General features: G+C 59.8%; 15 protein-coding genes and 8 pseudogenes. 9 read left to right on the top strand and 14 right to left on the bottom strand.

Annotation, left to right across the window (positions count from 1 at the left end):
• Positions 1–20: 20 nt before the first annotated feature.
• The 3 genes and pseudogenes from ACVJGD_RS41045 to ACVJGD_RS41035 form a co-directional block, all read left to right on the top strand.
• Positions 21–1,253 (top strand): annotated as a pseudogene (locus tag ACVJGD_RS41045) (IS4 family transposase); the annotation flags it as partial.
• A 240-nt stretch (positions 1,254–1,493) separates the two neighbouring features.
• Positions 1,494–1,760, top strand: coding sequence for a hypothetical protein (locus tag ACVJGD_RS41040; protein ID WP_456639436.1), 267 nt, complete (start codon positions 1,494–1,496; stop codon positions 1,758–1,760).
• A complete protein-coding gene (locus ACVJGD_RS41035; RefSeq protein ID WP_456639435.1) occupies positions 1,753–2,106 on the top strand; it encodes a hypothetical protein in 354 nt (117 codons plus the stop codon). The genes ACVJGD_RS41040 and ACVJGD_RS41035 overlap by 8 nt, the downstream gene beginning before the upstream one ends.
• A 423-nt stretch (positions 2,107–2,529) precedes the next feature.
• Here the strand turns inward: ACVJGD_RS41035 and ACVJGD_RS41030 are convergent, their stop codons facing one another.
• On the bottom strand, positions 2,530–2,697 hold the full coding sequence (locus ACVJGD_RS41030) for a hypothetical protein (RefSeq protein ID WP_456639434.1): 168 nt from the start codon (positions 2,695–2,697) through the stop codon (positions 2,530–2,532).
• Positions 2,698–3,170: 473 nt separating this feature from the next.
• Between ACVJGD_RS41030 and ACVJGD_RS41025 the strand changes: the two genes are divergently transcribed.
• Positions 3,171–3,392 carry a hypothetical protein gene (locus tag ACVJGD_RS41025; protein ID WP_456639433.1) on the top strand — a complete coding sequence of 74 codons (222 nt, stop codon included), beginning with the start codon at positions 3,171–3,173 and terminating at the stop codon, positions 3,390–3,392.
• Positions 3,393–4,125: 733 nt separating this feature from the next.
• On the opposite strand, the gene ACVJGD_RS41020 is transcribed toward ACVJGD_RS41025, so the two are convergent.
• Together ACVJGD_RS41020 and ACVJGD_RS41015 are read right to left on the bottom strand one after the other, a co-directional pair.
• Complete coding sequence (locus tag ACVJGD_RS41020; RefSeq protein ID WP_456639432.1) at positions 4,126–5,433, bottom strand: HlyD family type I secretion periplasmic adaptor subunit; 1,308 nt, start codon at positions 5,431–5,433, stop codon at positions 4,126–4,128.
• The gene (locus ACVJGD_RS41015) at positions 5,430–7,175 is read right to left on the bottom strand and encodes a type I secretion system permease/ATPase (RefSeq protein ID WP_456639431.1); all 1,746 of its coding nucleotides are present in this window, start codon (positions 7,173–7,175) and stop codon (positions 5,430–5,432) included. The genes ACVJGD_RS41020 and ACVJGD_RS41015 overlap by 4 nt, the downstream gene beginning before the upstream one ends.
• A gap of 1,164 nt (positions 7,176–8,339) precedes the next feature.
• Between ACVJGD_RS41015 and ACVJGD_RS41010 the strand changes: the two genes are divergently transcribed.
• Entirely contained in the window at positions 8,340–8,846 is a 507-nt protein-coding gene (locus tag ACVJGD_RS41010; protein ID WP_456639430.1) for a calcium-binding protein, read from the top strand.
• A 143-nt stretch (positions 8,847–8,989) separates the two neighbouring features.
• Here the strand turns inward: ACVJGD_RS41010 and ACVJGD_RS41005 are convergent, their stop codons facing one another.
• Complete coding sequence (locus tag ACVJGD_RS41005) at positions 8,990–9,397, bottom strand: hypothetical protein (RefSeq protein ID WP_456639429.1); 408 nt, start codon at positions 9,395–9,397, stop codon at positions 8,990–8,992.
• Between the two features lie 1,270 nt (positions 9,398–10,667).
• Here ACVJGD_RS41005 and ACVJGD_RS41000 point away from each other — a divergent pair.
• Complete coding sequence (locus ACVJGD_RS41000) at positions 10,668–10,874, top strand: cold-shock protein (protein WP_456639428.1); 207 nt, start codon at positions 10,668–10,670, stop codon at positions 10,872–10,874.
• Positions 10,875–11,072: 198 nt separating this feature from the next.
• Here ACVJGD_RS41000 and ACVJGD_RS40995 read toward each other — a convergent pair whose 3' ends face one another.
• From ACVJGD_RS40995 to sfnG, 7 genes and pseudogenes are all read right to left on the bottom strand, one after another.
• Positions 11,073–12,269 (bottom strand): acyl-CoA dehydrogenase family protein, encoded by a 1,197-nt coding sequence (locus tag ACVJGD_RS40995; RefSeq protein ID WP_456639427.1) that lies wholly within the window; start codon positions 12,267–12,269, stop codon positions 11,073–11,075.
• Between the two features lie 21 nt (positions 12,270–12,290).
• On the bottom strand, positions 12,291–13,085 hold the full coding sequence (locus ACVJGD_RS40990; protein WP_456639426.1) for an ABC transporter ATP-binding protein: 795 nt from the start codon (positions 13,083–13,085) through the stop codon (positions 12,291–12,293).
• A gap of 65 nt (positions 13,086–13,150) precedes the next feature.
• Positions 13,151–14,452, bottom strand: coding sequence for an ABC transporter substrate-binding protein (locus ACVJGD_RS40985; RefSeq protein WP_456640549.1), 1,302 nt, complete (start codon positions 14,450–14,452; stop codon positions 13,151–13,153).
• Positions 14,453–14,508: 56 nt separating this feature from the next.
• A pseudogene (locus ACVJGD_RS40980) lies at positions 14,509–15,553 on the bottom strand (branched-chain amino acid ABC transporter permease).
• A 4-nt stretch (positions 15,554–15,557) separates the two neighbouring features.
• A pseudogene (locus ACVJGD_RS40975) lies at positions 15,558–16,445 on the bottom strand (branched-chain amino acid ABC transporter permease); the annotation flags it as partial.
• Positions 16,445–17,246: pseudogene (locus tag ACVJGD_RS40970) on the bottom strand (ABC transporter ATP-binding protein). The pseudogenes ACVJGD_RS40970 and ACVJGD_RS40975, both read right to left, overlap by 1 nt.
• 134 nt (positions 17,247–17,380) lie before the next feature.
• Positions 17,381–18,510 (bottom strand): annotated as a pseudogene (sfnG, locus tag ACVJGD_RS40965) (dimethylsulfone monooxygenase SfnG).
• 1,448 nt (positions 18,511–19,958) lie between these two features.
• Between sfnG and ACVJGD_RS40960 the strand changes: the two are divergent.
• Positions 19,959–20,351 (top strand): annotated as a pseudogene (locus ACVJGD_RS40960) (IS5/IS1182 family transposase); the annotation flags it as partial.
• A 210-nt stretch (positions 20,352–20,561) separates the two neighbouring features.
• Here ACVJGD_RS40960 and ACVJGD_RS40955 read toward each other — a convergent pair.
• Together ACVJGD_RS40955 and ACVJGD_RS40950 are read right to left on the bottom strand one after the other, a co-directional pair.
• Positions 20,562–21,083 (bottom strand): annotated as a pseudogene (locus ACVJGD_RS40955) (transposase); the annotation flags it as partial.
• A gap of 166 nt (positions 21,084–21,249) precedes the next feature.
• Complete coding sequence (locus ACVJGD_RS40950; RefSeq protein ID WP_456640548.1) at positions 21,250–21,909, bottom strand: hypothetical protein; 660 nt, start codon at positions 21,907–21,909, stop codon at positions 21,250–21,252.
• 582 nt (positions 21,910–22,491) lie between these two features.
• Between ACVJGD_RS40950 and ACVJGD_RS40945 the strand changes: the two genes are divergently transcribed.
• A complete protein-coding gene (locus ACVJGD_RS40945) occupies positions 22,492–22,983 on the top strand; it encodes a 4'-phosphopantetheinyl transferase family protein (protein ID WP_456639425.1) in 492 nt (163 codons plus the stop codon).
• 458 nt (positions 22,984–23,441) lie between these two features.
• Complete coding sequence (locus tag ACVJGD_RS40940; protein WP_456639424.1) at positions 23,442–23,771, top strand: hypothetical protein; 330 nt, start codon at positions 23,442–23,444, stop codon at positions 23,769–23,771.
• Between the two features lie 315 nt (positions 23,772–24,086).
• Here the strand turns inward: ACVJGD_RS40940 and ACVJGD_RS40935 are convergent.
• A pseudogene (locus tag ACVJGD_RS40935) lies at positions 24,087–24,645 on the bottom strand (transposase); the annotation flags it as partial.
• Positions 24,646–25,448: the final 803 nt, after the last annotated feature.

Genomic DNA, 25,448 nt, shown 5'->3' with positions numbered 1-25,448 from the left:
ATACCAAGGCGGCCTATCGCTTTTTCTCCAATGAACGGGTAAGCGAGGCCGACATCTTGTCCGGCCACTTCAAAACGACACGCGAGCGCATCGCGACGGTGAAGGCGCCGATTCTGATCCTGCATGACACGACGGAATTCACCTATAAGAGAGAGCATCCGGAGCTGATTGGGATGACCAAGCGCATCCCGAATGGCCGACGAGGTCTGGACGGCAAACCTCAATCGTACGCGGCATGCGGAATACTGATGCATTCGAGCCTTGCGGTGACGCTCGACGGACTTCCGCTGGGGCTCGGTGCGGTAAAATTCTGGACCAGGAAGAAATTTCGAGGGGTCGCGGCGCTCAGACGCGAAGTCAATCTGACGCGGATCCCCATCGAAACCAAGGAAAGCATTCGATGGCTGGAAAACCTCAAGCAATCCACGGAGCTTTTCGACGATCCCACGCAATGCATCCATATCGGCGATCGCGAGGCCGACATCTATGAATTGTTTTGCGAGGCGCAGAAAGTTGGAACGCACTTTTTGGTAAGAACCTGTGTCGATCGTTTGGCAGGAGACGGCGATCATACTGTTGCAGCAGCAATGGATGAAGTCGCAGTCAAAGGCCTGCATCGGCTCGAGGTGCGGGACAGCAAGGGCAATCCGGACAAGGCCGTTCTTGAAGTAAGATATCGCAAAATCCGCATTCTGCCGCCGATTGGCAAGAAGGCGCGCTATCCCGGTCTGACTTTGACGGTAATCCATGCGATCGAAAGGGGAACTCCGAAGAGCAGAAAGAAGATCGAATGGAAGCTCTTGACCGATCTTCCGGTGCACTCTCGTAAGGATGCAATCGAGAAGTTGGAGTGGTATTCTCTAAGGTGGAAAATCGAAGTCTTCCACAAGATCCTCAAGTCTGGTTGCAAGGCAGAGGACTTGCAGCTGCGGACCGCGCAACGATTGACAAACTTGATTATGTTGCTCTGCATTGTGAGCTGGCGTCTATTTTGGATGACCATGCTCAACCGAGCGGCATCAAAGGCACCGCCAGAATTTGCTCTGACCAAGGCCGAAATCAAATTGCTTGATCGGCTTGTCAAAGACAAAAATTCGGTGAGCCCGTTACGAAGGACGCTCTCGCATTATCTGATCAAGATTGCCAGACCCGGCGGTTACCTCGCCCGTGCTAACGATCGGCCACCCGGCAACCTGGTCATGTGGCGCGGATTATCGCGTCTCATCGACATCGCAATCGGAGTTGAAATCTAACCCAGAAATGTGGGTAATCGTAAGCTACACCGGATGACGTACGTTTGTCGCGTCCGCGACACATGATATTCGACCGACGGGCTGCCGCGCTCGCAGTTAAGTCGTTGAATAAAATGCAGGACGGCTTTTCAGGGACTTTTTCCGCGCAGTTGGCACGACTCTTGAGTGTCTCTCGTTGCCGGCGGCAGGAGCTGCCGACCGGCACCACTGATTGATCCTCTCATCGAGAAGGAGGCAACAATGAAGACAGATGTGTCAGCCTACGGTGTGACCGACTTACTGCTGAAGAAGCATCTGCAATTTCGGGAAGCTGGTCTTGCTGCTCATAGGAGCAGTTGGCCCCGGAAGACAGTCGGCGGCAACAATCAAGAAGCCATAGCGGACGGCTACGTACGTGAGGATATTATGATCTATGGCGATCATGGCCTTCAGTTCGTCAATGGAACGCTTACCGGCAAATATCGATACTTCACACCCCCGAAGCGCTTGAGCATTCGAGATGAGTGATGCTCGAACGGTTTCTCATTGGCCGCCGAAAAACGTCTCGGGTCACGTCACCACCATCACCAAGGTCGCGGGGGACCTCGGCGAAGACGAAGATTGGCTGCGAGACGTCGCCAATGAAATGGAGTTCGAGGACGGAGCCATATGGGTCTATGGCCTTGGCGAAGACAGTGTCCAGGCGTTCACCGACTTCCGCATCGAACGCCTCATCGATCTCATCCAAATTTATAAAGAAATCCGGAGTTGCTTAAGCGCTGGCCATCGGAATAATCCAACCGAGCCCGCGGCCGGCACGCGCTACCAGCGCCAGCAGTCCAACAATGGCAAGGTTGTGTGCGGCTGCAACTGATCGTGCAAGCGCGACCGTGGCGCGATACGTGCCACAGTTTCTTTGCACCTTCCGAGCTCTTCGTCCCCACGCCCAGCAAGGCAATCATCCCGCTAATCTGCCGACATGGCTCCCCATCCTCAAAAGATCACCTTCGACGAGCTCCGCGCACAGGGCTGCCGGCGCGTCATGGTCTACTGCGCCAACCCTCGGTGTAGCGATCACGTAGTCATGACCCCCGACCTCTGGCCGGACGAGCTCAGGCTCTCCGAGATAGCGGTTCGTTTGCCAGAAATACGGGAAGCACGGCGCGGACATCCGTGCTGAATTCCCGTCGCCGAGAATGGGTGCCCGACCCTTAGCCCTTATCGTCTGCCCAACAATCATTGCTCGTGGTCAGAAACTGGATCCCGCCGGATGAGAGGGTTCATATGTTGCTCCCTGTCAGCTCTTTACGCGGATGGTCACGCGAGGATTGCCTCGGTCATCCGTGTAGTCCTCCACAATCACTTCGATTTCGTTGAACCAAAACCAAAACTGGCGCAGATGTTCTGCTCTGTGCTGAGCAACAATCTGCACCTTCTCAAACTCAGTCAACTTTCTTCGAATCATGGGACTACTCTCCAAGCATCTGCGGTCGCTGATGGTCCCCAGCAGCACACAAAGAGAATACAACCACCCCGGCACTAAGCCCTCCATCTCTACTCGTCCCGTCCGTTGGGCGGCCTCACGCTAACGACAACTTCGTGGATCCTCCGCGGAGGCGCCACACCCACCGCCGCGGCCGCAATCCGTTCGGCGCCCCGAATTTTTGGCATCACACCCTCCTCCAACAACACAAAAAGCCCCGGCCACCTTTCGGCAGCCGGGCCAGTCTCTGGGAGGGACGGGCCTGGAGACTCGGCCCGAGCCACCGCCCCGTCAGGAGTGATAGGGCGACTGTCTCTTCCTACTCGGGCTAGCTGTCGAGAAGCTGACGAGCCCCGCTGTCCGGAAAACGTGGAGGCCTCCTTTGCTGCGCAACCGACTGGCTCATGATCTCGTGGCCGGAAACAGGATCTCCGCTATACTGTCGCCGGGAATGCATGGAGAGTACAGCGACGGCGAAGGAACCGGGTGACCTCTGGGCCAACTATGTCGAACATATCGAAATCGACGACTCGGCTGCGATCACGGTTGAGCAACTCGAGGACGAGATCACCGTCTCCATCGCGAGCGTTGTGGGCGTTCATTTTCAGGTAACGGTAGATCAGGCTCTCAAACTCTCTCGCGCCCTAGCTGTTGCAGCGGCGAAAGCCGGTTCCTAGCCGCCTACACGATGCCGCGCGGCGAATATTCGAGCCGCCGGTTGAACCAGCCATCTTCGCTCCAACGCCGCCTGGTTTCAACGCGCGCAACAGCCTCGGGGGCCTGATTGGGCTTGATCGGGATCGGATCGCCCGAGGGCTCGCCCTTCTCGTTGGTCAGCCATGGATAATGTCATGGATTGGAATTTGCGGACGGGCGCAGGCTTGCATGGAGCAGTTGGCTTGGCAATTCGAGCGGCTGGCCAGCGTTCGGCAGTCGTTAAAGGTTTGCCGCGCACTCCGAAAGTCAGCTTGAATATGATGAGGCCGGCCTCGGCAAGTCGCTCGCAAATGGTACAAATACGATCGAGATGAACAGCAAGGCCACCGAGATTCATGTTAGACGTTGGCACCCACCGATCGTTACCGCGCCCTAAACCCCGGACTGGCAAAGCGCCTTGTCCATTGTCGGGACAGCCTGCCTTCGGCCTCTAGCATCGAAGCAGCACCCTTGCGCTGTTGATGTGAGCCAGCAAAGCATAAGCTCGCCGCGATCTTGCTGCCGATCAAGGTCTGCGGGAGGCTAGTCGCTTAACGATTTTGAGTTCGGAGAGTCGCCATGCAAACGATCTTCACTTCGCTCCAGGCGTGGTCAAAATTCGCCCATTTCCGTGCTATCATTATAACTCCTCCCACAAGGGAGGAGGCGAAGTGAAGTTCGCGGAGGCGATGAATCCAACACAGCGAGAAGGACTCACTTCTCCCTGAACGAGCGCATGAACTGGTCGCTCAGGGGCTTCATCAGATAGGACAGCATGGTGCGGTCGCCGGTCTGGACGAAGGCTTCGATCGGCATGCCCGGGATGATCTTGACGTCGCCAAGGCGCTTGACCTCGTCCGGCGGCATCGAGACGCGGATGGTGTAGTAGCTCTGCCCGGTGCGCTGGTCGGTGGTGACGTCGGCGGAGATACGGGTGACGACGCCGTTGATCTCCGGCGTGGTGCGCTGGTTGAACGCCGACAGGCGCAGCAGGGTCTTCTGGCCGATCTGTAGCTTGTCGATATCCTGCGGATTGACCTTGGCCTCCACCGAGAGATCGTCGGCCTGCGGAACGATCATCATGATGGCGTCGCCCGCCGTGATCACGCCACCGACGGTGTGAACCGTCGACTGCAGCACCATGCCGTCCTGCGGCGCCCGGATGTCGATGCGGCGAAGCTGGTCTTCCGCAGTCACCTTGCGCTCCACGAATTCGCCGATCTTGTCGTTGGTCTCGCGCAGGTCCTTGGAGACCTCGGCCAGCATGTCCTTGTCGACCTGGATGATCTGCAGCTCGGTCTCGGTGATTTTGCCCTTGGCCTGCGCGCGGGCGGCGATGTATTGCGCACGCTCGCCGGCAAGCCGAGCGGCGTCGCGCTCCAGCGTAGTCAGCCGCGTAAGCTGCACCAGGTGCTGGTCGAAGAGCTGACGGACGCCGACCAGCTCCTTCTGCACCAGCTCGATCTCCTTGTCTTTGGCGACCTCCTGCGCTCTGAGGCCGGCGATCTCCTCGTTGAGCTGGGTGACGCGCTCGCGCAATTGCGCCTTCTGGCCGGTGCGGCCGTTGACGCGGACCTCGAACAGCTTGGTTTCGCTGGCCATGACATCGCGGACATCGGGATCGTCGGCGCGTTCGGTCAAGGCCTTCGGAAAGACAATCTTGTCGCGGCCCTGCTGCTCGGCTTCCAGACGCGCGGCGCGCGCATAGAGCCCGTTGAGCGTCTTGACCACGATCGCAAGGCTCGCCTTGACCACCGTCTCGTCCAATCGCACCACGATGTCGCCGGTCTTGACGAGGTCGCCGTCGCGCACCCGCACCTCGCCGACCACGCCGCCGGTCGGGTGCTGCACCTTCTTGACGTTGGAATCGACCACAACCGCGCCCGGCGCGATCAGAGCGCCCGAGATCGGCACGGTGGAGGCCCAACCGCCGAAGCCGCCGGCCACCACCAGCACGACGACGAGGCCAATGATCAGATGCAGCCGGATCGAGCGCTGCGCCCCGCGCGATTCCTCGCTCATGATTTGGCTCCTGCCTCGGAGACAATCTTGACCGGCGGCGTCGGGGCAACGCGCGGCTGCAGCACCTGCGCCAGCACGGTTTCCTTCGGGCCGAAGACCTGCATGCGGCCTTCCTTCAGCACCAGGATCTGGTCGACGCCCTCGATCCCGATCGGCCGATGCGCCACCACCACCACAATGGCGCCGCGCTCGCGCGACGAGCGCACCGCCCGCGTCAGCGCCTCGTCACCTTCGCTGTCGAGATTGGAGTTCGGCTCATCCAGTACGATCAGGAATGGATCGCCATAGAGCGCGCGCGCCAGCGCGATCCGCTGCGCTTGGCCGGCCGACAGCGCTGCGCCCTGCTCGCCGACCTGGGTGTCGTAGCCCTCGCGCATCTTGATGACCATCTCGTGCACGCCGGCCTCCTTGGCGGCGGCGATGATATCGTCAGACTTCGCTTCCGCGTCGAAGCGAGAGATATTTTGCGCCACCGAGCCCGCGAACAGCTCGACGTCCTGCGGCAGATAGCCAATGTGGCGGCCGAGCACGTCCGGCGACCATTGGTCGAGCGCGGCGCCGTCAAGCCGGACCTTGCTGCGGAACGGCATCCAGACGCCGACCAGCGCGCGCACCAGCGATGATTTTCCGGAGCCGCTGGGACCGATGATGCCGACGCCGCTGCCGGCTTCGAGCGCAAACGTCACGTCCTGCACGATCACCCGCTGGTCGCCGGGCGCCGCGAGCGCGACGGCTTCGACCGACAGCCGCTTGGTCGGCGCCTGCAGCAAGGTCTGGGTGCCGGCCTGCGGCATCTGCTGCAATAGCCGGTTAAGGCGTTGCCAGCTCTGCCGAGCGGCGACAAACCCCTTCCAATGCGCGATCGCGAGATCGACCGGCGCCAGCGCGCGGGCGCTCAGGATCGAGCCCGCGATGATGATGCCGCCGGTCGCCTCCTGGTGGATCACCAGATACGCGCCGACTGCGAGTACCGCGGACTGCAACATCATGCGCAACACCTTGGCAACCGCGCCGAGCCCGCCGGCGATGTCGCTCGCGCGCTGGTTGCCCGCGAGATAACTCTCGTTGGCCTCGCTCCAGCGCCGCCTCAGTCGGCCGGACATACCCATTGCCACCAGCACTTCAGCGTTGCGGCGGCTCGCCGCCGCGAGATCATTGCGATGGGCGGCGAGCGTCATCGCCTCTTTGGCGGGGCTGCGTGACATGAATTCGGTGATCAGCGTCAGCGCGATCAGGATGATCGCGCCGACCAATGCGGTGACGCCGAGCAGCCAATTGAACGCGAAGCAGATCGCCATGTAGAACGGCAGCCAGGGCAAATCGAAGAACGCGCCGGGTCCCATGCTGCCGAGGAACGAGCGGACATTGTCGAGGTCGCGCAGGGGCTGCAGGCCCTCGTTGCGATTGCCCATCATCAGCGGCAGCCGCACGACGGTATCGAACACCCGTGCATTCAGGGCTTCGTCGAGCGAGGTTCCGATGCGGCCGAGGATCCGTCCGCGCAGCAGGTCGAGCACGCCCTGAGCGATGTAGAGACCGGCGGCGATCACGGCGAGGCCGACCAGGGTGGGAACGCTGCGGCTCGGTAGCACCCGGTCGTAGACCTGCAGCATGAACATCGAACCTGTCAGGTAGAGCAGGTTGATCATGCAACTCATGAGACCGACGCCGATGAACGCACTGCGACATGCGCGCAACGCCTCACCCAGTTCGAAACGTCGCACGGCGGGAACGGCTGCCATAAAATCCAGTCTCCAAAAGGGGTACGTGAAAGCCACGCGGCACCGGCGTTTGTACCCATCGTCCATTTAGGTCGCGTTACGCCGGAGCGGGTTCGCGACCGCATTTCGGTGATGGCGCAGAGAGTTGATTTGCGTCTCTCGTCAATGCATTGACCAGGATCTGTTCGACCTTATGTGACACGTCGCGGAGCGGCCTCTGAAGGAGCAATAAACTGAAGATGCGGTCGCCCTACCGCGCGTTCGAAAGCAGTCCTCGCTCGATTGGACTACCCGTCATTCTTCCCGGCCCTTCCCATGCCTTCGTCGTGTAGGTTTGGTCAGCGTTCGTCGAAGCCTACAACCTGACGCCACGTAAACTTCAAGCTATTTTATTGAACTCCTGCTTGAGCCGGGTGTGCCAAGTCTGGTGGTGGCAGCAGATCAAAAGATCTGGTTGTCTTGCAAGGAAGGCATCCCAGCGGCTCCCACTGTGGCTCTTGCAAAATTACGCCGACCAACAAGCCGGACACGCTGAAGCACGGTCTCTCGGGACCGTCGTTTCTTCTTGCGAGCCGGAGGCGAACCATACACAGGAACCAGATTTCGATCGGCTTGCTTTGGGCGTGCCGCGCGAGCTGCCGCAACGGTTGCGGTAAACTTTTTTGAATGCCTGCTGAGCCTCTTCGTCGGCTTGGGAATGACACGGGGCGCGCACCGAGAGGCGGACAACCGAGCTTTGCGAGGATCTTGCTTCAACAACCAGCGCAGGTGCCAACATCCGCTGCGCCGCCTTGCGAAGTTCAGGTGCTGTCAAATCAAACCGGCTGATCGCTCCCGCCGCCCCCAAGCGATGTCGCTCCTCTCCTAAAGAGCAACTATCGATTCAGGAACTCACTGATTTGGGACTCCCCAATCTGAGTCAAACCTCAAGGCCATTGTTATTACGACCGCTGTGAGGTCTCGCATCCACCCACCCGACGTCAACTTGACAGTACCGGTCCCAGTGTCGAGCCGGAGGGGTATTGAAACCCACTTGCACAATGGTCGGCAATTAGACGACCCATCGCATCCGTTTTGGCTGAGTGTGCAATCAGGTTTTCGTCAGGTTCACCGCTTATGTTTCGTAGCCAGAGCGCGATCACTTGCGTGACCGCTCGCCTAGCAGACACAACACAGGAGAACGACATGGCTTTTATCCGCGGCACAGACTCCAACGATCGCCTGTATGGGACGCCCGATAGGGACTTTATCCAAGGCCTGAGCGGGAACGACTGGCTCGCTGGTGGCGCGGGCGCCGATGATCTGGAGGGCAATCAGGGCGACGACACGATTTCTGGTAATGCGGGCGACGATTTTCTGTTCGGCGATCAGGGCAACGACGTTCTGTTCGGCAATGACGGCAACGACAACTTCATGTTCACGAGCGGGAACGGCAAGGATGCCGTGATGGACTTCACGGTGGGGGATAAACTGCACATCGAAGACGGCATCAATCACACTGGTATTCATACGGTTGCCGATCTTGCCCATCGCATCGAAGCGAATGGCTCGAATTCCACGGTCGTTGACCTCGGAGAGGGTAATTCGATCACGCTCTCCAATGTGAAAGCTAACGACGTTCAGCATCACCCGGAGCATTACTTCTCAATCATGCATATCACCGGTGTACATCCTACCGATCTATTCATCTGACTTTTTCGGGCATACCTTTCGGCCGAGAAAGACGACCGGGCACGGCGATCGTTATGGCACATCCTTTCTGCCTGCGGCGAGCCGCCGTTGCCCTCGACCAGATGATTGAACATCTCCGAATGAAGAGACATGGCAGTCCGGGTTCATCGCCATGAAGCGCGGAGTTGCATGAAGACCGGATAGACCATACACCCGGCCACGGTAGCGTTCCGGTACCCGGTGATACGCAGCGGATCGCCGAAGGCAAACACACGACGCGCGAGATAACGCGCAAAGCGCGCGGTGACCAGGCCAATCCTCGCCAAATTGCGGCCGGGTATGAAGGCCGAGGATTGGACGACGGCCCCTTCAGGGAAGAGGCTATCGCGGCGGTAATGCCGGATGATATCAACTTTCACGTGCTTCATGCGGAGGTGTTGCTCCACAAAATGCAAGACATGCAGTCCGGCCTGCCGATACTGCGCCGGTTGGTTCGCGACGCGATCGACAAGACCTCCGAGACGTGGATGGCCGCGGCGACGCGCCAACTCTTCGATCCGGGCGAAGGACAACTCCCAACTCCCGCCTGCCGAGCGCTTTGAGATGGGCAAGGATTTGTCCGAACACACACCTTGGCACTGAATCCTCCGCAACGGGGCGACGGTCCCAAGTTCCTGTCCTATGGGGCGGTCGCTCAGTACTGTCACGAGAGCGGCAACAAGGATCGCGATCGAATTGGTCGGGCGGGCATTGAAAGTCGCTGGCGGTCCGGAGCCTAGCGGGCGACATGACATTTGCCGCGGCGCGGGCTTATGTCGGGACGCTTTTCCCGGTCACCCCGTTGAAAGCGTCCGAGGTCATCACATGGGTATTGGACACGCATTGGGGAAAACCCCTGGCTGTCGCACTTTGGACTGCCCGACGTGATGTGTACGGATCAGACCAACGCCGCCCTTACGTGGTGGCTGGCGTCTATACACCGGCTGCCGAGTGAACCATAAGCAGGTATCGCCCACACTCTTCCGAGCATCATTAACCCCATGCCCGTTTTGACAGCGTTTGGACCCATTTCGATACGTCATCGGCGGTTCGCTTGCGCTCATCTTCTCATCACCTACCTGACGGCGTAGTCCGCCGCCTTTTCCCCAGCACTCACCACCACGTCGCTTAAACGCAGCAGCCTGGAGTGGTTTGAAGCCTGCCCCTGCAGGCCGGCTCCGGGAGGGCCAGCTCCCATCTTCAACACAGTTACGCCAGCAGATACGCGCCACGTTCATGTTGCTGCGTTCGATTGACGAATGTGAGTTTTCAGCTCTCGATACTTAGAATTCTCGCCGACCAACCGGATGGCCGGGCCAGTCTCGGTGTCCTGAAGGATTACCTAGCGGTGTTCTACACCAGCGGACCGGAGTGGACGGCTCGTATGAAGCGACTGGCAGAGCGGGCGCCAGATCTCGATATTTTCGGACAGAGGCTGGTTGCGCGACAATCCGGCCAGTAGATCTTCACGGAAGAGGGCCGGGCCTTCTTGCTTCGCTGGAACAGGCAGCCGTACTGGCCGCTCAGGAGCGAGCGCTCGAAGAGACGAGTGAGAAGCTTCTCGCAAGTAAGCTTCCAGTGCTTCCCGCGGCGCCGCAACGGTAGTCGCGGTCGCAGGCATCGCCGGAAGCGGCCGAGGGCGCGCGAAGGTTGGTCGGCCTAACCGTCCTGCGAAGCTGGTTGCGACGACGATGTCGCTTTATATTGTGCGGCGACAAGACCGCACCGGCCAAGCGAGTAATGTCTTGATCCTTCTGTAAAGAATAGGTAGATCGCCGTCATTTGAATTGGAGATATACTGTAGTGGCGACCGGTATTGTAAAGTGGTTTAACGCGACCAAGGGCTACGGTTTTATCAAACCCGATGATGGCGGAGCCGACGTATTCGTGCACATCAGGGCGGTTGAGAAGGCCGGCTACACCGAGCTTGCGGAGGGAGCCCGGATCAGCTTCGAACTCAGGACAGGCAGCTCAGGCAAACTGTCCGCAGAAAATCTGCGTGTAGGATGATTTCGGAGGCACTTCAGGAACAGGAAGAAAACTCTCGCTGCATCTGTTGGCTTCGGCGCGAATGGATTTCGAAAAGCGTAGCCTACGCCGCAGGGTCGCATGATCGAGAACGGTACGAAGTCGCATTCCGAAGTGGCTCGTGACGCTGAGCTCGGCGCGAGCGGGGCCCAGCGCCGCGCCAGCGCTACAAATTTCGACCTATTCTCTGCCCTCGTAGAATAGCTCGAGCGGCAGGCCGACCAGCGATTTGCCGATCCAGTCCCGAGCAATCACGTTCGACGGTCCCATGGCGATGGCTGCCCGCGCGTCGCGGAAGGAGCGCTCGATGGGTCCGCGGTGGTAGCCGTAACCTCCCGTGACCGTGAGTGCCGCTGCTGCGACCTTGTTCGCAACCTCGGCGGCATGCACCTTGAACTCGGTCAGAGGAATCAGGATCTCGCTCTGCGGCTTACCGGCCCGCCAAAGCTCATCCAGCCTTGCCGCGAGCTCCAGGCGCCACGGCCGCAACGTCTCGACCAACACCTTGGCCGCGCCAAGTTCCTGCCGGATCGCCTGATAGTCCGATAGACTCTTGTTTCGATCCTTGTGAACGAAACTCGTGGTGTGCTTGACCGCTGCGTTCAGCGTGCCGCGGGCCACGCCTTCCCAGACCGCGCCGAGCCCGATCAGATAGACCGGCGATACGCCATCGTAGATGATCTCCTTCCCCTGCCCCTCAGTGCCGAGCCGATCACGCTGCCGCACCCGCACGTTGGTGTAGCGGATCGGACCCGAGTGATTGCCGCGGACACCGAGCGCATCCCAAGGCTTGGATTCGATGCCTTCAGACTTGCCGTCGACAATGAAGAAGACGATGTCGGTCTGGTCTTTGGCGCCGGGAGTGCGCGTCTGTACCACATAGAAATCGGCCTGGCCGGAGCTCGTTGTGAACGATTTTTCAGCGTTGAGGAGATAATTATCCCCGTCGCGCGACGCCTCGGAAAGATTATACCACCAGTGCCCGCCGGTGGCGCGTTCGCTGGTCGAGTATGTACCAAGCAAAGCGCCGTTGTTCGCCTTGAGCCAGCGCTCCTTTTGATCATCGTTACCAAACAGATTGATGGTCTGTGCCGCGCCGACATGCATGACGTAGACGAGGCCGGTCGATGCATCGGCCTGTCCGATACGGTAAGCGGCTTCCGCGAAATCAACATGGCCAAGACCAAGGCCACCAAAACGTGTTTCGTTCACCACGCCGGTCCAGCCGGCTTCCGCCAATGCCCTCAAATTCTCTCTTGGAAAACGGCTTTCAAGATCATTGCGATCGGCGTTGACCTTTACGGTCGCATCGATCGCAGCGTCCAGCCGGGAATAGATGTCTTGATCGATCCTGAACGCCAGATTGTCGTTAGCCATGGTCATTCTCCCCTAGGTTAGTCATAGTCTGGCAACGGCATGGATAAGCGGTTTCTCGGCGACGTCAGTTTGCGGCGAGCCGCCGAGGTAAATCGCCTTGACGTCGTCGCGGTTGCGCAATTCGACTGATGCACCGGACAGCACGCTGCGGCCATTCTCAAGCACGACCGCATGGTCGGCAAAGCGCAGCGTAACGGTCGAGTTCTGTTCCGCGACGAGGATCGAGAGACCCTGCTCGTCGTTGAGCTGCTTCAGCGCCCGGAAAATGCCTTCGACGACAAGCGGCGCGAGCGCCATCGACGGTTCGTCGAGCACCAAGAGCCGTGGACGTGACATCAGCGCGCGGCCGATCGCAGTCATCTGCTGCTCTCCGCCTGAGGTGAGCCCCGAGATCGACCTGCGATGATACTTCAGTCGCGGAAAAAGCTCATAGATCTCGTCCAGATCGGCGCGAATTGCGCGGGACTTTGCGTCTCGGCCGATCGCACCGGTGATCAGGTTCTCTTCCACCGTCAGCGAGAGGAAGCAATGCCGACCTTCGAGCACCGGAACGACTCCCGCTCGGACCAACTTCGCCGGAGAAGCGGCTGCAATGTCGTGGCCGTCGAAGACAATGCGTCCAGCGGCGACCTGGCCGCGCCGCGCCGGCAGCAGCCCTGAGATCACCTGAAGCGTCGTCGACTTGCCGGCACCATTTGCGCCTAGCACGCCGACGATCTCGCCGCGCCGGACCGCGAACGACACGTCGCTCACGGCGTCGATCGCGTGATTGTAGGTTGCGGCCAGCCCCTCGACCGAAAGCAGAACGGCACTCATGCCCTGATTGTCCCCTCTCAGACCTGCGGGAGCCCACGGCCCGCAGGTACTGCCTTTGCCTTGCGCTACTGGCTCACCGCATCATCGCCGGAGGTACGGATCTTGATGCCGTGTTCCTTGGCGTAGGCGGTCGACGATTTCTCGATGATCGGACGGAGGAATGCCCAGTCCGGCGCGATCCAGTCCGACACGACCTTCCATCTGGTGCCGTCCCACTGCTGGAAGGTGACGCGGCCGTCGCCCTCGTGATTGTCCCAAGTGACGTTGATCGAGTGGAACAAACCCTTAGCGCCCAGCGCCTCCACCCGCGCCGGATCGAGCTGCAGGTGCTCAAACCCCCAGCGGACTTCGTCGCCGGTCAAGGTGCGTTTGCCAAACTTTGCCTGCGCAATCCGGATCGCTTCGACATTCAGGATGCCATTCACGATTCCGAGATTGTGATAGACGCTGCCGATCCGCTTTTTGTCATCGAGATTGCCCGTGTTCGCTCCGTAGACGGTCTTGATCACCTCCTGCAGCACCGGATATTGGGCGCCGGAAGCCTGGGTTGTGATCGCGATATACCCCTTGGCCGCATCGCCCGCGGGAATGACGTCTTCCTCGGAGTTGGACCAGACGTTGCCGATGATGTGATCGGCGGGGAAGCCGACCTTTTGCGCGGTTTTCAACGCCACCGGATTCATCACGCCCCAGCCTCGCAGCACCACGTAGTCGGGCTTCGCCCTGCGGATCGACAGCCATTGTGATTGCTGCTCGTTGCCCGGGTGTGGGACCTCGATCTGCTCCAGGCTGAGGCCGTATTTATCCGCCAGCAGCTTGTAGATCGGAATCGTCTCCTTGCCGTAGGGCGAGCCGTGATAGAGCACGACGATCTTTTTGCCCTGCAGCTGGTCCGGGCCGCCCTCTCTTGACGCGATGTAGTTCACGATTCCCGACGTCTCGCTGTAGGGGTTGAGCAGCAGCGGAAAGACGTAAGGGAACACGCGGCCATCGGTCGAATCGGTACGGCCAAGGTTGATGGTGATCAGCGGCACCTTGTCCTTGGTGATGCGGTCGATCATGGCATAGGCGATGCCGACCGACAGCGGGTTCCAGGCCGCAATCCCGGGACGGCTCTTCAGCCGCTCATAAACCTCGACGCCGCGCTCGACCTCGTACTGGGTCTCACCTTCATCCCAGGTGAGCTTGACGCCATTGACGCCGCCATCGCGGATGTTGATCAGGTTGAGATAGTCGATGAAACCGCCAAAGAACCCGGTACCGCCGGCAGCATAGGGGCCTACACGATAGCTTTGCAGTGGAAAGAACTGTTCGTCGGCGCGCACCGCCAACGTACTGGCAAGGCCTACGGCGAGCGCCACCCCCATTGTTACTTTCAAGCGCCTGATCATGTTCATTGCAAGCTCCTTTGGTTAAGCAGATCTCAAGTCGGGATCGCCGGGCGTTTGGCGGGCCGAATGGCGGCCCAGGCGCGATCCCACAGGGCGATCAGCCCGCGCGGTTCGGCGACGAGGAAGGCGATGATGAGCGCTCCGATGACGATACGCTGGCTCATCTCCAGGACGCCGGAATCGAAGACGCTTCCGAATATGGCGGCGCCGATCCGCGAGAGCAGAAGCGGGAACACAACGATGAAGGCAGCGCCGATGAAGGAGCCCCGCAGCGAGGCAAGGCCGCCAATGATGATAATGAACATGATCTGGAACGAGCGATCCAGATTGAAGCCGGCCGGCTCGACCGTGCGCAAATATGCGAACGCCCAGAGCACGCCGGCAACTCCAATGAGGAAGGACGAAATGGCGAAGGCGAGCAGCTTGGTGCGCAAGAGCGGCACGCCGATCACCTTGCGCGATCTCATGGTCGCGCACCGCGATGAAGTTGCGGCCGGATTGGGAACGCAGCAATCGCAGCGTCAGCAGAGTCAAAACGACCACGATCGTCAGCGAGAAGACGTAACGTTCGGCGGCGCTTGTGAACGCGATGCGGCCGATACTGAGAACCGGTGCATCAATCACCCCAGATGGATTGTCGTTGGAGAACCAGCTGAATTTGGTCAGCGCCCACTGCACGAAGAACTGCGCGGCGAGCGTCGATACCGCGAGATAGAACCCGCGCAACCGCAGGCTCGGCAGCCCGAATACGATGCCGATGGCGGCTGCGACACCCCCGGCCAGCACCAGATCGATGAGCAGCGGCAATGCGGGGACACGAAAATGAAGATTGTACGCGGCGTAGGCGCCGACAGCGAGGAAGGCGGCCGAGCCGAGCGAGACCTGCCCGGCATAGCCGGTCAAGACGTTGAGCCCGACAGCAGCAAGCGACAGCGCCAGGAATGGCGTGAGCACGGCGTCGAGCAGATAGTCCGACCCCGCGAGCGGAACGATGCCGTACGCAGCCACAATCACGAGGCCGATCCACAGGGTCTCGCCGGAGAACCAGCTCGATTTGGCAGGAGTGAGGGCCGGCATGCCTTACACCCTCCACCAGCTTCTGCCCGAACAGGCCCGATGGCCGGATCAGCAGGAGCGCCAGTGCCGCGACATAGGCTGCCCAGGCCTCGATGCCGCCGCCAAAGGACGGTCCGACATAGACCTCCGCCAGTTTTTCGATTGCACCGACCAAAAGACCGCCGACGATCGCACCGGCGATCGAATCGAACCCGCCGAGGACCAATACCGGGAGCGCCTTCAAGACGACGAGCGACAGCGAGAACTGCACGCCGAGCCGCGCGCCCCAGAGGAGCCCACCGACCAGGGCGACGATCCCTGCCACCGTCCAGACTGCGGCCCAGACCCGCGGCAGCCGCAGGCCGACCGCAAGCGCTGCAAATTGATCATCGGCCACGGCGCGAAACGACAGTCCGGTGCGGGTGTAGCGAAAGAAGAGCGCAAACAGCGCGACCAGACTACCCGCGACCGCCGCCGCGAACAGATCGAACCGGCTGATCAGCACGCCCGCTACTTCGAACGGCACGTCGCTGATGCCGATGTCGAGGCCGTGCACCTGCGTACCCCACAGAAGCTGTGCAGTGCCCTCGATGACATAGGAGAGCCCGAGCGTTGCCATGAACAAGGTGATCGGCGGCTGGTTGACCAACGGCCGCAGCACCGCGCGCTCGGTGGCGATGCCCAGCACGACCATGATTACCAGCGTCGCAGCCAGTGCCGCAAAGAATGGCGCACCGCGCTCGACCAGGCTGACGAAGGTCAGGGCCGCGAACAACAGCATCGCGCCTTGTGCGAAGTTGAGCACGCCGGAGGTCTTGTAGATCAGCACGAACCCGATTGCGACCAGCGAGTACATCACTCCCGAAAGCAGGCCACCGATCAGCACCTCAACCAGAAACTGATAATCAAACATCAAATCGCAAGCTCCGTATCGTCCTCATGTGCGACGCCGAGATAGGCGTCGATCACCGCCGGATCGGCGCGGACCTGGTCGGGCGTGCCGTCGGCGATCTTTCGTCCGTAGTCGAGTACGGCCACGCGATCGGACAGCCCCATAACCACGCCGATGTCATGTTCGATCAGGACGATTGCTGCGCCGAGGCTGTCGCGGGCGTTGCGCACATGCTGCGACAGCTCCCGCTTCTCGGTGAGAGTCACGCCCGCGAACGGCTCGTCCAGTAGGAGCAGTTTTGGCCGAGCAACCAGCGCCCGCGCCAGCTCAACCCGCTTCTGCACTCCGTAAGGGAGTGTTCCAGCAAGGCTGGTCATGAACCTCGGCAAGATGCAGGAAGCCAATCACTTCTTGCGCCGCCGCGCGATTCTCGGCCTCGATCCGTCGCGCCAGTGGCGAGCCGACGATCTGCCGCACGAAACCCGCACGTAAGCGATGCGCTAGCCCCATCAGCACATTGTCGAAGACGGAAAGTCCCTTGAAGCGCGCAAGATTCTGAAACGTCCGCGCCACGCCAAGCGCGGCAAGCTTCGACGTCGGCACTTCGCGAAAGAAGCGCTCACCAAACCACACCTCGCCGCGGTCGGGCCGGTAAAGCCCGCTGACGATGTTGAGGAGCGAGCTCTTGCCGGCGCCGTTCGGTCCGATTACCGCGCGGATCTCGCCCTCCGCGACGTCCAGATCGATATCGCGCAGCGCTGCGATGCCGCCAAATGTCAGCGAAATGTTCGAAAGTCCGAGCGCCGGCCGTACGGGGGTTATGGCAGCATGCTCCGCGCGACCCTCTAGCGCCTCCTCGCCTTTTCCGCGCGATGCATCAGCGTATTCGTGTGGAGGTATCTCCTCCAGACGAAACACGCCCACCCCTGTCGCAATCCCCGTCACGCGCTTTGTGCCTATTCCGCGGCCTGGACGCGCACGGGGGTCCTCGCCTCAAGTTCGCGGACCAGCGGGATCACATGTTTGCCGAAATATTCGACCTCTTCCTGGAAATGCAGGAACCCGATTCCTGGAAATGCAGGAACCCGAGCAGGATCAGGTCGGCGCCGGCGCGCTTGAGCTCGATGATGCGTTCGGCGACTTGCTGTGGCGTGCCAATCAGGTTCGAGCGGAAGCCGTCGTTGTACTGAACGAGATCCTGGAACGTGGATTTGGCCCAGTTGCCCTCGCGCTCGGGGCTGGCGTTGCCGGCATTCTGAACCTCATGGTGGAAGCCGCGCACCGCATCCGGTATCGCCTTGTCGAGGATCTCCCGCAGGACGTCTTTCGCTTCCTTTTCGGTCTGCCGGACGATGCCGAACGCATTGATTCCGATCTTGGTTCGAAAGCTCTTGCCGAAGGACTTTTCCTTGGTCCTGATGTCATCAATCTGCGCTTTCAGGCCGTCTGGTGTATTGCCGTTGGTGAAATACCAGTCCGACACGCGAGCAGCCATGTCGCGGGCCGCACGCGAGGAGCCGCCTTGGAAAATCTCCGGGAGCGGATCGAGCGGCTTCGGCTTAAGCGAATAATCATTGAACCGATAGAAGTCGCCCTTGAACGTGAAGCTCTCCTGGGTCCAGATCCCGCGCAACGCGCGGATGAACTCCTCAGAGCGGCGGTAGCGTTCGTCGTGGTCAAGCCAGGGCTCGCCGATGGCGTGAAACTCACCACGGAACCAGCCCGAGACGACATTGACCGCAACACGCGCATTGGTGAGCTGGCTGATCGTCGCGATCTGTTTTGCCGCCACCGCCGGATTCCACGGGCCGGGCAGGAGAGCAGCGATGACCTTGAGCTTTTCGGTCGCAGCTAGCAGCGCGTGCGAGAAGCTGACCGGCTCATGCTGCTTGTCCGCCCCATACCCCGCCGTGAAACGAATCTGGCTTAGTGCGTAGTCGAAGCCTGCATTTTCGGCGATCTGGGCGAGCTTCCGGTTGTAGTCGATGTCCCAGCTGGTACGCTGCTCGATCGAAGAAATCACAAGTCCGCCGGATACGTTCGGCAGCCAGTAGGCGAATTTGATCGGATTGTTGTTCGCAGACATCCTGCTTGTCTCTTGAAAATTGCATTTGCGGTGAAATAGCTGACGGCTTGAGTCAGGCAGCACCATGCGACCACACTCGCTCAAGACGAGTGAGTGCCGATGCCGCTGTTCTAGCCACCGTTTAGGTTGTTGATTTCGAGGAGCTAGGGCGATCTCGGGTCAGATCGCTCTTGGACATTGAGACACCGCTCAGGAAAGACACGAACACAACTCATCGACAAGCTCGCGCACAACCGAATGCCTCACCTTGTCGAACATGTTGTTGCGCATCATCAGCTCCTGATTGGCACCATCGCTTGATGATCAATCCTCTCAAAGATTCTTGGACCGTGCGAGTCCAAGACGAACTATTTTTCGTCGCGCGGAGATAATCAGCTTCTTTTTATTTCGCAGCGGACGCATCGTTTGTTGCTGTGCAGGTGTGGGCTAGTCATCGCGTCGCCGCGAAGAGCCTCTTTCAATGGTCGCGGCCGTTTCACGGCACCAGCATGGTCACCCTGCACTTAATCCTGCGACTTCGGCGGCTTGTTGGAATATTCTTATTGCATTCGCCGGCATCTGAGATCACTTGCAACACCGACCTTCTCCGACGTCGCGAGGGTCTTGGATAGATCGCTATGGACCCGGCACTCGTCGCCTTCGATTTTGCCAAGGCTGGCGCCATCCTCGCCGACATGATCGTATCGTACCTTGCAGCCGGCGCCCCGCCGTTCGACCCGGAGGAGCCTGATGACGACAAGTGCGAAGATCACCGACAGACATCTATGCCGGCAAGCCTACGTCTACATCCGCCAATCAACAATGGGTCAAGTCCGCTTCCACCAGAAGAGTACGGAGCGCCAATACAATCTGTTGAGCAAAGCCGGCCTCCTCGGCTGGAGGCCAGACCAAATCCGAACCCTCGACCGGGATCTTGGTCAGTCGGGGGCGACGACGACCGTTATCCACGAACACTGTTCATTCAGGGAGCCAGAGCCGTACTGCTGATGCGCCAAACCTGGGCCAGGCACGGCTTCGGAGCCTGGCTGGAGGCAGCATCGAAGCGACTCCACTCGAATGTACTGGTTGTTGCCTTGGCCGCAAAACTCGCGCGCATGGCCTGGAGCATGCTCGCAAAAGGCCGTGACTACGAAGCGAGTTTCCTGGGCCACGCTGCATAAGGACGTCCGACCCGGGAAGGAAGATCCACGATCCGATCGGAATAGCACACTATCCCGCCGAGGTTTGCGAGACGGAAAGGACGAATGGAGGAACGGTTGCACCGACACTTCTGAAGCCTGGTTCGACGCCATGGCCCTTCTTGAGGCCGGCGAGTTATTGAGGACGGAAGTGGGCGGATATCCATAATGGCTCGGGGCGACAGCCTCAAATCGAAACCGGATAGATTGGCGCAGACCGCTACATCCCTTTGTCGATTCCTCTTGCAACGCGGGCGTGGTCCATAGATCGGCGTCAAGATGTCCGTTGCCACTACGCTGGCGCCGGCCTGCGGCGGCCAGTTCGTCGCCCATGTGAAGGCGCTGCCCGGTAATCCCTATGACGGCCACACGCTTAAAATCGTGATCCCGGACATGGAGGCGCTGATTGGCAACACCATCGAACGTCTCTTCGCCGACCACAGCTACCGCGGCGACAATGCCCCGCCCGATTACAAGTTCAGGGTGTTCACATCAGGCCAGAAGCGGCGGGTGACGCCCAAGATCAAACGTGAGTTGCGCCGGCGCTCGGCCAACGAACCGGTCATCGGACATCTCAAGTCTGAACATCGCATGGGCCGGAACTATCTCTGGCACCGCGAGGGCGATGCCGCCAATGCCGTCCTCGCAGCCGCCGGCTACAACTTGTATGGGGTGTCTCCTGTCAAGAGCTCTTAGCAATTCTTCTCCTTGCACCGAGGGTGCAGTTGTGTGCGTCAAGTTCAGCAAATTGATTGTGGGGTCCGGCGAAGCCATCCCCTCGGAGCCGCCGTCGCTCGCTTGCCCCCAGCGCAGCGCTGGCGAGCGACGGCGGCGGAGAGGGGTGGCCCATCCCCTTGGTGGGCCTGAGCATGGTCAGGCGGCAGGGCGTAACGCCTCCTTTTGGCGCTCTTTCAGCAGATCCATATTCAGATAACGATAGTCCTCGAGCCAGGCCTCGACGGCCAGCGCCCGCACCAGCCGCATGCAGCTCTCGGCATTGGGGATACGCGCCACATAGGGGCGCCGCCTGATTTCCTCGTTGAGGCGTTCCAGCATGTTGGTCGACTTCATGTGTTTGCGGTGCGCCAGCGGCGGGCGGAAATAGGTCAGCGCCGCCTCAATGTTTTCCTCGACCCAGCCGGTGAGCTCGGAATGCTTGCCGCTCCATTTGGTAAGCCAGGCGGCCAGATCGCGCCGCACCTCGGCAAGATCGCGCCGGCCGGACATCCATCGGAGTTCAAGCAGGCAATCGTCGTCGACCTTGCGGGGCACGTAGTCGAGCGCGTTCTTTAAGTGCACATAGGAGCGTTGCCAGAACGCCCCAGACAGGACCTCGGCGATCGCCTTCTTCAAGCCCGGATGATCATCAGAGACTACGAACTCCATGGCATATAGTATCTTCCGCCGTCTGATCCGGTGGCTCAGTCTTTTGCTGTCCCAAATCCTTGCCCAACTCACCCGTCCGACTTCAGCTCGTCACAGGCTGAAATCAGCGTTCCTCATGGCCGAATAAAGACCTGCGGATCCCGCTACCCTCGTTGTTCAGAGAGGGACGTGGATATCATAATGCGTGTTGGACCCACACATTCGGTTCCACGTAAACTCCATAATTCTGTTCAACCGACACAATCACTGGTACCAATGCGCCCTCGACCTCTGCCGGGCCTGAATGTTCGAACACTGCCCCTGTCCATTGTGACCACTCCGCGATAGTCCCAACGATGGTCATGGAATAGGGGGCGATCTTCACGATTCTGCCTCCGACACTAACGTGGGTTCGCAACCATGCGTCCATTGGCAAACCATCGGCACGCTGCAATTTGATATACTCGCGCATCGGCACCCGCGAGCCGAGTTGCTTTTGGCTGGGCCGGACAGGGGCAAACACTTCTGCAAAGCCCAGCTTCTTCGCGCATGCCTTCAACGCATCCATCATCGCCAGCGCATTGCCAATGCCTCTCGCTTTGGGGACAAGCGCGATTTCTAGTGCGCTCATTGTGGTTGGCGTCCGCCCAATAAGCCTGTCTTCATGGGCCCAGCGTATAACCTGGTCCCAGCCGCCGTCCGGCAGTTCGGTGCGGCCCTCGATGTTGAAAGCGAATGGAACACCGAATGCGCGTCCGACGACCTCGCCATCGACAAGTCCTCCAAAAGCGTAGTCAAGGTAGTCGAAGAATACAGATCCGCCAAAATAGAGCTTGGCCGTCGCGTCGTGACGCATGAACTCGGGCCATACACCATCCAAATCCTTCGAAAAGACCAAGGGGATCAGATCCGGCCGTTCCCGCAAGGAGAATATCTCTAGCTTCATCTTCGCAACAACCATTACAGCCAACGGCCAGCTCTTCTTAAGCACTCCGGAAACAGATTTCTACTGGCTGGAAAAAGTTCACGCGCGGCATCTTACTCCAAATTGACAGTTCGAGTGACGTCTGGCTCGAGTTCAAGCCCAACAGATCTCTGATTGAGAAAAATGGTTCTAATTCGGCCACGAGAGCGGATATTACGTACTCGCGGCCGGCTGCAGCGATGCTGTCTGTCGGTTTTTCATTGATTGGATGCCTAGGCGACCGACCACGTTGGCGCGCGGTGGGACCTTGAGTTGCCCGCGATCTCAGGCTAGCTACCCCAAAGCCAGTTCAAGTTTGCAGCTTCACATTGACCATAACAAAGACTCGCCTCAGCTATGAAAACGCTTGCGACGTTAGGGGCTGTCATCGGCGCAGCTTTGGCGTATGACATAACCTTTTCGGGCGGACCGATAGGTGCTCCCGTTCCCGTCCCATTTCCCGCGGAAGCTGAAATGTTGGGGAACGTCTCGCTGCATCGTCAGCGTGAGTTCGCCTGGGGACGGCATCACGCTTGTGAGGTGTTGCCTCGTCTGGGTTTCGCTCCCGTTCCGATTTTGTCGAGAGTAGATCGGGCTCCTCTTTGGCCTTCGGGAGTCGTCGGGAGCATTTCCCACTCTTCTTCTGATTGCGGAGCGGTTGCCGGACGCTCCAGCAACGTGCTCGCTCTGGGATTGGACATTGAAGATGAAGAACCGCTGGGAACCGACCTTCTGCCGATCATATGCACCCCTGCGGAGATAGAGCGTAGGGAGTGGTCCAGTAGTCGCTTCGGTCCAAAATTGATCTTCGTAATAAAGGAAGCTGTATACAAATCATATGCGCCGGCAACTGGTGAATTCTTGGATTTTCAAGATGTCGAAGTCAGGACGAATGACCAGAGCGGGTTTTTCCAGGCCGAGATTGTCAATTTGGAAAAACCTATGACTTTCGATAGTCAACCATAAATGGAATTTATCTCCCATTTGTCGGAGGAATCCTTGCATTAGCTGTGCGATTTCGAGGCGCGTAATCACGGTGATTGCGTGCTGATTGGGAGTAAGAGCGTCGAGCTGGGCCGTTCAGGGATAGCGTTCGTTTGCCTCACGGCGAGTGAATGGCGTGGATATCGATGCCCGGGAGCTTAACGTCGATATGGCCGAATGGTGGTTTTTTAAACTCAACCGAAGATCGAGACCCTTTTCGCGGGTGCCGCAACGGCCGGCGAGCGGCTCGCGGCGGAAGCGGCGCTGGAACGTATGCGGGAGCGTTTGACGGAACTTGGTCGGCAAGATCCGTCAATTGAGATGCGGTTCTCGACGCCGGATCAATGGCCGCGCCATCTGTTTCTCGCCTTGTGCCGGCTGCTCGTTCCTCTCGCGCCAGCGCCCGTGTCATCCCCCTTCGCAAGGGCACCACGTTCGAAATGATCCGTCTTGCTTGCCCCGATACGGCGCAAGCCCGGCGCATCTCCGAAAGCTTTGGCCTCGCGATCCTCGACAGCGACGGCATCCGCGATCTGCATGAGCGGCTCGCCAACAAGACCCGCGCGATGCAACTTCAAGCCGGACATCCGCAACAGAAAGGCAGCCGGCGTGGGCCAGCCTATACCTACAATATCAAGGCGCTGCGCGACCGCGACATGTTGATTGCCGCCCAGGCGGAGGAGCAAGGCTACGAACGATTCGTGGCGCAGTGGAAACCGCGGCGGCCAAAAACCGGCGCGCGGGCACCTCAGCGCGGCAGGACAAAATAGGCAGTCCGGTGACGCTTGCAGCCGACGCGTCACGCCACGAGGTCGCCCGCGCCCGACAACCATAATCGCCGCTGACGGCAAATTCCAGCCACGCCAGGAGTGCAGTCCCGCTCCACGCCAGCGTACCGCCGTGCGGGCCGGTCAAGGCCAAGCCTTGCGGTGGCCGCAAGTGCGACCAGCCTTGACCGCCCCTGCACGCGGCGGCTGCGAGATCAATGGCCGAGTCGGAAGAATGACCCGCGGCCGCGGCCGCGGCCGAACAAAAGAATGGACTTGCAGCGATTCCGCAATCGTCATCTCGGTCATGAAAAATCGCTTTTCCATCTCATCCGTTGTGCGCGCGCTCTTCCACTGGCTCGGCGGCGGTCTGTGGGGGTGAAGGCCGATCGCCGCTTCCTGCAGGCTGTCGCCACGGCACGATGCTTGAGGCGCCATTTGCGGATGAAGCCTTGCGCCCTGCCTCGATCTCCTCGCGCGTCGCCGCGTATATCATATCGTTGTAATCGGCATCGGCGGTGATCTCATCCAGGCCCTCGGGCGCATGCGCCAACAGGTTGCGGTGCTTGTGGACCGTGCAGCGCTGTGCTGGCGCGCCATCCCAGACGACGGCGAACGCGCCCTCAAGCCTTGGCGCGCCATCGACGATGAGGAACTCGGGGCCGCCGCAGCCGGCGCCGGACGAGATCGTCGAGCACGGCACGCCAGGCTTCGGTGCTCTCGCCGCCGATACGTTTGATCGCGAGCAACACTTTCTGACCGTCCGCACGCACGCCGATGAAGATTAGCAGCGAGATCGCGGTCGCCTTGCGGTCGACGCGCACGCGCACCAGGTGCCGTCGAGAATTGATCGCGCGATCTGCTCTTCCGTAAGCGCCAAGCTGATCATTCAATTACCGCTTCGATCGCGGCTCCCAGTTCGATGTCGGTCAGCCGCGATAGTGCCCGCCAGATCACGGTATTTCCTGGAGGCGGATCGTTGGCTCGGGCCGAGTATCCTCCGAGCCGCGCGATCTTGATGACATAGTGCGAGAGCGTGCTTCGTCGAAAGCGGGCGCCCCCCTGTCTTTCACCAAATGATCAAGAAGCCTGATTTCAGGATCTGTCAGCGCCGTTTGCGGTAGGGCATTCGGCGAGGAACGATTGAGCATCGTCATCCAGAAGACGCGCCAACTCACGATGCAGAAAACCTCGATCAGATTGACCAGACGCTCAGCGGTTCGCAATTTCGACTCCTCCGCTTTGCAGCCCGATTTGAGGATCTTATATTATGGAAAACTTCGTCCATTCGATCTTTTCGACGGTGTCTTTGCGCGATTGGACCGGGAGATCGGTGAGGGGCTTCCACTCGATCTTCTGTCGCCGCTTCGGCCTTCCCCGCTCTGAGCATGGATCACCGTCAGACTGAGTGTGCGGGATATCTCTTCTGCTTGCCGATCAGCGGCAGAATTCGAAGCTTGCGGAAACGAATTTCGAGAAGCGTTTCATCCGGATCGCCTTTGTCGTCCTTGACCTTGATCCGATGTAGGCCTTTGACCGTAACCCCGTCCATTTCGTCGGCAATTGTATGATTGCCCTCCCCGGCAAGCCGCCGGCAAGCCGATCAACACAGGTTCGCACCAAAAAATGCGTTCCAACCTCCTTGGCCAGCCAAACAGCTCATAGATGTCGCTCTCGCGA

It is taken from the genome of Bradyrhizobium sp. USDA 10063 (assembly GCF_054063735.1).
This window is presented reverse-complemented; position numbering and strand designations above follow the sequence as displayed.